Source organism: Mycobacterium sp. (assembly GCF_049683935.1).
In the GTDB taxonomy this organism is placed as follows: Bacteria; Actinomycetota; Actinomycetes; order Mycobacteriales; family Mycobacteriaceae; genus Mycobacterium.
Genome location: NZ_JBAUJR010000243.1, coordinates 1 through 8,300, shown reverse-complemented (window position 1 = coordinate 8,300; position 8,300 = coordinate 1). Strand labels below are relative to the sequence as shown.

General features: G+C 67.0%; 6 protein-coding genes and 1 pseudogene. 5 read left to right on the top strand and 2 right to left on the bottom strand.

Features of this window, described 5'->3' with window-relative positions; genetic code table 11:
* Both WA965_RS14015 and WA965_RS14010 read right to left on the bottom strand, forming a co-directional pair.
* The coding region (locus WA965_RS14015; protein ID WP_526447655.1) for an ABC transporter permease at positions 1–729 on the bottom strand (729 nt) is incomplete at its 3' end.
* A gap of 7 nt (positions 730–736) precedes the next feature.
* Complete coding sequence (locus WA965_RS14010) at positions 737–1,804, bottom strand: iron ABC transporter substrate-binding protein (RefSeq protein ID WP_526303258.1); 1,068 nt, start codon at positions 1,802–1,804, stop codon at positions 737–739.
* A gap of 395 nt (positions 1,805–2,199) precedes the next feature.
* On the opposite strand from WA965_RS14010, the gene WA965_RS14005 reads away from it, so the two are divergent.
* From WA965_RS14005 to WA965_RS13985, 5 genes and pseudogenes are all read left to right on the top strand, one after another.
* Positions 2,200–3,561, top strand: coding sequence for a CNNM domain-containing protein (locus WA965_RS14005; protein ID WP_526303257.1), 1,362 nt, complete (start codon positions 2,200–2,202; stop codon positions 3,559–3,561).
* On the top strand, positions 3,561–4,622 hold the full coding sequence (locus tag WA965_RS14000; RefSeq protein ID WP_526303256.1) for a CBS domain-containing protein: 1,062 nt from the start codon (positions 3,561–3,563) through the stop codon (positions 4,620–4,622). The genes WA965_RS14005 and WA965_RS14000 overlap by 1 nt, the downstream gene beginning before the upstream one ends.
* Before the next feature lie 16 nt (positions 4,623–4,638).
* Positions 4,639–5,550 carry a 3-methyladenine DNA glycosylase gene (locus WA965_RS13995; protein ID WP_526303262.1) on the top strand — a complete coding sequence of 304 codons (912 nt, stop codon included), beginning with the start codon at positions 4,639–4,641 and terminating at the stop codon, positions 5,548–5,550.
* A gap of 85 nt (positions 5,551–5,635) precedes the next feature.
* Positions 5,636–7,849 (top strand): malate synthase G, encoded by a 2,214-nt coding sequence (locus WA965_RS13990; protein WP_526303255.1) that lies wholly within the window; start codon positions 5,636–5,638, stop codon positions 7,847–7,849.
* A 47-nt stretch (positions 7,850–7,896) separates the two neighbouring features.
* A pseudogene (locus tag WA965_RS13985) lies at positions 7,897–8,300 on the top strand (hypothetical protein); the annotation flags it as partial.

Below are 8,300 nucleotides of genomic sequence, written 5' to 3'. Positions count from 1 at the left end.
GGCGCGGTGCTCGGCGAGCACGAGCGCGACGGCGAAGACCAGGAGCACCAGCGACAGCACCGCGGCGCGCGCGGGGTTGAACCCCGATCGGTACGCCCCGAAGATCACCCACGTGAAGGCCTCGTACCGCATAGCGGCGACGGCGCCGAAGTCGCTGAGCACGTACAACGCCACCAGCAGAGCCCCCGCCGCGATGGCGGCGCGGGACTGGCGCAACGTCACCCGGAACAGCACGGAGAAGCCGTTGTGGCCAAGCGACCTTGCCACCTCTTCCTGTGCCGGGTCGACCCTCGACACCGCGGCCATCGTGGTCATCATCACCAACGGATAGCTGACAAGGGTGAGCACCAGGCAGGCGCCCCAGAAGCCGACCACCTGAGGGGCGGCAGAGACCCACAGGTAACCGAGCAGGTAGCTCGGCATCGCCAGCGGCAGCGTCAGCAGCACGGTCAACACCCGGCGTCCCGGCAGATCGGTGCGGTTGATCAGCGTCGCGAACCCGACACCGAGCACCACACACGCCACGGTCACCACGATGACCAGCAGCATCGAGCGCCACACCAACGCCGCGGTGCGCGGTTGGATCAGCTCGTGGACGATGAAATCCAGGCCGCGTTCATTGGCGCGTTGTGCCAGGTAGAGCAGTGGCAGCAGGGTCGCAGCCACCACGACGGCGGCCGCGAGCACCAGCGGCGCCGGTGCCCGCGGCCGCCCGGAAAGACGCGGCATCAAGCGGTCAGTTGGTCAACAGACCGGTCTCGACGAGCATCTCCTGGGTGGCTTCCAGGTCGTCGAGCTGAGAAAGGTCGACAGCCGGCGGCTGCAGTTCGCTCAGCGGGGGCATGTCACCGTTCGGGGCGATGCCCGCGACGAGCGGGTACTCGGTCGTTTCCGTGGCGAAATACTCCTGGCCGGCGGCGCTGACGAGGTAGGCGGCGAGTTCCTGGGCCTGCTCGGGGTGGGGGGCGGTGTTGAGGACACCGACTCCGGCGACATTGACCAGGCCACCGGGGTCACCGGGGGCCATGAACTGGTTGCGCGCCACGACCTCGTCGGCGGACGTGCTGTTGATGAGCTCATACAGGTAGTAGTGGTTGGTCAGGCCCAGCGGAATTTCGCCGGCGTTGATCGCGTCGCGCATCGGCCCGTTGCCCTCGAACGGGCGGGGTTCCTGAGCGGCGAAGGCTTCCAGCCACTCGCGGGCGCCGTCGTCGCCGCGCACCACCCGGAGGCCCGTGACAAATGACTGCCACGAGGCATTGCTCGGGGCGTATCCGATCTGGCCGCGCCATTCGGGGGCAAGCAGGCCGTCGATGGTGTCGGGCACCGTCGGGGCGAGCTCGGGGTTGTAGGTGATTACCCTGGCACGTCCGGAAACGCCGAGCCAGGTGCCGTCGGCCGCGGAGTAGGCGGCGGGCACGGCCGCCAGCGTCTCGGGGTTGATCGGGGCGAACAATCCGGCGTTGGACACCGCGCCCAGTGCGCCGGCGTCCTGGGAAAGGAAGACGTCGGCCGGCGAACTGTCACCCTCGGTGATCAGCTGGGCGGCCAGTTCACCCGATCCCGCGTAGCGCGCTTCGACCTCGATACCGGTGTCGGTGGTGAACTGCTCGAGCAGCGGCGCGACGAGGTCCTCGCTACGGCCCGAGTAGACGACGACCCGATCCGCGGAACCCTCGGCCGCGGTGGTGTCGCTGTCCGCGCTGTCCGATCCGGATCCGCATGCGGTGAGTGAAAGTGCCAGGGCTGCGGCCGAGACCGCCGCCCCGATGAACCGGAACCGCCGGGCGCTTGGTAGCGACATGAGGAAGATGACCTGCTTTCTTCTCGACGGCTCGGATCGGCCGTGCTGGGGACTCGGAGCTGTGCATCACCTGTGAGGTGATGCAAACCTACCATTGCCAAAGGTAAGGCTAACTATATTTGCGTGGGCAGCGGTGGAGCGGCCGAACCCGCGGGTCCGCTAGCATGTGTGGGCAATCAGGCGGACGTCCCACACCCGAAAGAGCGTGGCGAATTCCCCTGGCACGAAGACGAAAGGGATCAGGTGCCGCAGGCACTGGATGGAGACCCATCCGAGCCGGCCGGACACGCCGAGCGGCCTGCCGGAGAACCCACCGAGGCCGAACCGTCCTCTAGCCGGCCGGGCCCCCTGCCCGGCTTCCTCGGCGATGCGCTCCCCACATTGCGAGGGCGGTCATGAGCACCGCCATGTCGCTGCTGGCGCTCCTCGGTTTCATCATGCTCACCGCGGGCACGGCGGTTTTTGTCGCCGCGGAGTTCTCACTGACTGCGCTCGAACGCAGCACTGTCGAGGCCAATGTCCGCACCGGGGACCGTCGCGACCAACTCGTGCAGAAGGCGCACCGCACGCTGTCCACCCAGCTTTCGGGCGCTCAGGTGGGCATCTCGATCACCACGCTGGCCACCGGCTTCCTCGCCGAACCGGTCGTCGCGCGGTTGATCGAACCGGGTCTGAGCGCGCTGCGGGTGCCGCCCGCCTTCACCGGTGGGTTGGCGCTGATCCTGGCCATCCTCATCGCCACGTCGATTTCGATGATCTTCGGTGAGTTGGTGCCCAAGAACCTCGCGGTGGCACGTCCCGTGCCGACGGCGCGATGGTCGGCGGGACCGCAACTGTTCTTCTCCTTCACCTTCACGCCGTTGATCCGACTGACCAATGGCACCGCGAACTGGATCCTCCGGCGGCTCGGCATCGAGCCGGCAGAAGAACTCCGGTCCGCACGTTCACCGCAGGAACTGGTGTCGCTGGTGCGCACGTCCGCACGGAGCGGGTCGCTGGATCCGGTGACGGCACAGCTGGTGGATCGATCGTTGAAGTTCGGCGAACGCACCGCCGAGGAACTCATGACGCCGCGGTCCACCATCGACACCCTCGACGCCGATGGCACCGTGGCAGATCTCAGCGAGGCGGCCGTCAGGACCGGGCACTCCCGATTTCCCGTCATCGCCGGCGACCTCGACGAGACCATCGGCGTGGTGCACGTCAAACAGGTCTTCGCGGTGCCGTACGCCGCCCGGTCGTCGAAGCGGCTGGCCGAGATCGTGCAGCCGGTCGCGAGGGTGCCGTCGACCCTGGACGGCGACGCGGTGATGTCCGAGGTGCGGGCCAACGGCCTGCAGACGGCGCTGGTGGTCGACGAGTACGGAGGCACCGCGGGCATGGTGACGGTGGAGGACCTGATCGAGGAGATCGTCGGAGACGTGCGCGACGAGCACGACGACGAACCGCCCGACGTGGTGCACGCCGGGCGTGGCTGGCAGGTGTCGGGGCTGCTGCGCATCGACGAGGTGGCCCAGAACACCGAATTCCGGGCGCCGGAGGGTGATTACGAAACCATCGGCGGCCTGGTGCTGGAAAAGCTGGGGCACATCCCCGACGAAGGGGAATCCACCGAGTTGATCGCCTTCAACCCGGACGGTCCGATCGAGGATCCGGTGCTCTGGTTGGCGACCGTGTTGCGCATGGACGGCCGCCGGATCGATCTGCTCGATCTCACCGAGCTGGGCCGCCGCAGCGACGACGACGGGCCGAGTTGATGGGCGACATCTTCGGGGTGCTGCTGACGGTGTTGCTGTTGGCGGCAAACGCTTTTTTTGTCGGCTCGGAGTTCGCGTTGATCTCGGCGCGCCGGGACCGGCTGGAGGCGCTGGCCGAGCAGGGCAAGAGAAGCGCGGTCACCGTGATCCGGGCCGGCGAGAACCTGTCGCTGATGCTGGCCGGCGCGCAGCTGGGCATCACGGTGTGCTCGATCCTGCTGGGGCGGGTGGCCGAGCCCGCCGTCGCCCATCTGCTGGAGGTGCCGTTCGGTCTCCTCGGCATCCCGGATGCTCTGCTGCACACGGTCTCATTCCTGGTGGCGCTGTCCATCGTGGTCACCCTGCACGTGCTCCTCGGTGAGATGGTCCCCAAGAACATCGCGATCGCCGGCCCGGAGTCGACGGCGATGCTGCTCATACCGCCCTACCTGATCTACATCCGCGCCGCCAGACCGTTCATCGCGTTCTACAACTGGTGTGCCAACGTCACCCTGCGGGCGTTCGGGGTGGAGCCGAAGGACGAGCTCGACGTCACCGTGTCAACCGTCGAGCTCTCCGAGATGATCGCCGAGTCGTTGTCCGAAGGGCTGCTCGACCCCGAAGAGCACACGAGGCTGACCAGGGCATTGCAGATCCGCAACCGCGTCGTCGATGACGTGGCGATACCCCTGGACCGGATCCGGGCCGTGCCGGTCGCACGCGAGGGCGCGGGTCCGACGGTCGGTGCCCTCGAGGAGGCGCTGACGGAGACCGGCTACTCCCGTTTCCCCGTAGCCGATCCGCGCGGGGCGTTCATCGGATACCTCCACATCAAGGACGTCCTACCGATGGTGGCCGAGCCGCATGACGAGGCGATGGTGGTGGATTCGTCGATGGTGCGACCGTTTCCGCAGGTGCCCGCGTCGCTACCGCTACCCGACGCGCTCTCGCGACTGCGGCGCAGCAACAGTCACCTCGCACTCGTCACCGCCGCCGACGGACAGGTCACCGCGGTGGTAGCGCTCGAGGATCTCGTCGAAGATCTTGTCGGCACTGTCAGGGACGGCACGCACCGTGTCTGATGCGCGGCCCGCCGCGGTGTCTGATTCGCGGCCCGCCGCGGTGTCTTTTGCGCGGCCCGCCGCGGTCCTCCCCCCGTCCCGCTGGCAGGTCCTCCAATCCGCCCACCGAAAACGCGTCGACGACTTCCTGGAACCGCATCTGGCGCGCCGGCGAACCGGTCAGACCCACCCGGTGTTCGACTTCCTGTTCACCTACTACAGTTTCCGGCCGCGTCAGCTGCGGGTGTGGCATCCCGGCTACGGCATCGTGCTCGCGGGCGAGGCGGGTCATCACTATCTGAAACGCGGCGGGTACACACGACACCCCGAAGGCGTGACCGTCAGTCGTGAGCATCTTCATGCCCGCGTCGAGACTGTGACTTTCATCGCCGACCTGCTGGGCGCCACGGCATCCCGGCCGGCGCGGTTCAATTGCTTCGGTCTGCACGAATGGGCGATGATCTATCAGGCGTCAACGGTCCGCCACGGCGGCGTGCCGCTGCGCCTCGGTGCCGCGGCCACAGATGCGGTGGTCGAATCAATGCCGTTGCGCTGCAGTCACTTCGATGCCTATCGATTCTTCACCGAACCGGCAGCCCAGCGGAATTCCCAGCCCCTGACCCGGAAGTCGCAGATCGCCGCCGAACAGCCGGGGTGCGTCCACGCCGGGATGGACCTGTACAAGTGGGCGTTCAAACTGGCGCCCTTGGTCGACTCAGGGCTGGTCATGGACTGTCTCGAACTGGCAGCCGACGCCCGGGTGCTGGACATGCGGGCCAGTCCGTACGATCTACGTGCGCTCGGATTTGAGCCGATCGCCGTCGAAAACCCGGATGGACGACGGGAATACGCGAAGGCTCAGGAGGCGATCAGCGAACGTGCCCGCCCGCTGCGCGCGAGGCTGCTGGACAGTTGCGCAGCGTTGCTGGGCACCGCCGCTTGCGATTAGGCCTGTTACCGCTGGGTAAGCTGGATCGACGACATTGCACACGGCGCGTATGCCGCGAAGGCGTGCGCGCAGCGAGGGAGGAATCATGACCGAACGCGTGACAGTGGGCAACCTGCGCGTCGACCCGGTGCTGTACGAGTTCATCACCTGCGAGGCGCTGGTGGGTACCGACCTCGACCCCGACACGTTCTGGTCCGGCGTCGACAAAGTCGTCGCCGACCTGACCCCGAAGAACCAGGATCTGCTCGCCCGCCGCGACGAACTGCAGGCGCAGATCGACAAGTGGCACCGGGCGCGGGTGATCGGGCCCTTCGACGCCGACGAGTACAAGCAGTTCCTCGTCGACATCGGATACCTGCAGCCCGAACCGGCCGACTTCACGATCACCACCTCCGGCGTCGACGATGAGATCACCACGACTGCCGGCCCGCAGCTCGTGGTGCCCATCCTCAACGCGCGGTTCGCGCTCAACGCTGCCAACGCGCGGTGGGGTTCGCTGTACGACGCGCTCTACGGCACCGACGTCATTTCCGAGGAGGGCGGCGCCGAGAAGGGCAGCAGCTACAACCGAGTGCGAGGCGACAAGGTCATCGCCTACGCCCGACGGTTCCTCGACGGCGCGGTCCCACTGGCGTCCGGTTCGTGGGCCGACATCACCGGCCTCAAGATCGACGACGGCCAGATGCTGGCCACGCTGGGCGACGACTCGTCGGTAGGCCTGGCGGAGCCAGCTCAACTCGCCGGCTACACCGGCGCTGCCGAGAATGCCGAGGCGGTGCTCCTGGTCAACAACGGCCTGCACATCGAGATCCTCGTCGACGCCGACTCCCCCATCGGTTCCACCGATGCAGCGGGCATCAAGGACGTGGTGCTGGAGTCTGCGATCACCACGATCATGGACTTCGAGGATTCCGTCGCCGCCGTCGATGCCGAGGACAAAGTGCTCGGCTATCGCAACTGGCTCGGACTCAACCGCGGTGACCTCAGCGAGGAAGTCGCCAAGGGAGACAAGACATTCACGCGAGTCCTCAACGAAGACCGCACCTACACCTCCCCTGACGGCGGTGAACTCACGCTGCCTGGCCGCAGCCTGATGTTCGTGCGCAACGTCGGCCACCTGATGACCAACGACGCGATCGTCTTCGACGCTGACGGCGAGGATGGCGCAGAGATCCCGGAGGGCATCCAGGACGCGTTGTTCACGAGCTTGATCGCCACTCACGGGTTGCGCGGAGGGGCCGACAGCGACGGAGCCAACGGACCGTTGGCCAACAGTCGCACCGGATCGATCTACATCGTCAAACCCAAGATGCACGGTCCCGACGAAGTGGCATTCACCTGCGAGTTGTTCAGCCGCGTCGAGGATGTGCTCGGACTGCCGCAGAACACCATCAAGGTCGGCATCATGGACGAGGAGCGCCGCACCACGGTGAACCTCAAGGCCTGCATCAAGGCCGCCGCCGACCGTGTGGTGTTCATCAACACCGGGTTCTTGGACCGCACCGGCGACGAGATCCACACTTCGATGCAGGCGGGCCCGATGATCCGCAAGGGTTCGATGAAGTCTCAGCCGTGGATCCAGGCCTATGAGAACCAGAATGTCGACATCGGGCTGGAGACGGGCTTCTCGGGTCGGGCGCAGATCGGCAAGGGTATGTGGGCGATGACCGAACTGATGGGCGACATGGTCGAGCAGAAGATCGGTCAGCCCAAGGCCGGTGCCACCACCGCCTGGGTGCCGTCGCCGACGGCGGCGACCCTGCACGCGATGCACTATCACCAGGTCGACGTCTACGCCGTGCATCAGGAGCTCGCAGGCAATCGGCGCTCCACCATGGAGGAGCTGCTGACGATTCCGCTGGCCAAGGAGCTCGCGTGGGCGCCGGAGGAGATCCGCGAGGAGGTCGACAACAACTGTCAGTCGATCCTCGGCTACGTGGTGCGCTGGATCGATGCCGGGGTCGGCTGCTCGAAGGTGCCCGACATCCACGATGTCGCGCTGATGGAGGATCGTGCCACCCTGCGGATCTCCAGCCAGCTGCTGGCCAACTGGTTGCGCCACGGAGTGATCACCGAAGAAGACGTCAGGGCCAGCCTGCGCCGGATGGCCGCAGTTGTCGACGAACAGAACGCCGACGACCCGGATTTCCGTCCGATGGCTGTCGACCCGGACAACAGCATCGCGTTCCAGGCGGCTCAGGAATTGATCCTCGCCGGCGGTGAGCAGCCCAACGGGTACACCGAGCCGATCCTGCATCGGCGGCGCCGAGAGTTCAAGGCAGCTAGTAGCGTTGGCTGACGCGATGATCAGTCGACTGAGCACAGACCACGGTCGGACGGCCGGGCATGGGTAGGCACAGCCTCCCCGATCCCGAGGACGCCGGACGTCCCGGCCCTGCCGAGGAGCAACCGGACGAACAGCAGACCGAGCGTTTCGGGTTCGGCGCGGGTGCGGCGTCGGACGAGCCCGGGTTCGACGACGAGGTAGGGCCGCCGGACCGGCGGGACCCCGATACCTACGAAGCCGACACGTACGACGAAGACGCCCACGACGCCGACATCTACGACGATGACTTCGGGTACTCCGATCGCGCCGACGAGTTCGGCTACCCCGATCGCGAAGGTGCGACGGCCGCGCGCTCCGGCCCGCCGCCGCCGACGGGTCCGCAGCACGGCGGCGACTGGGAGGGCGGCGAGTGGACCGGTAGCCACCGCGCGGTCACGCCGGGTCGGCGCGGAATCAGCATCGG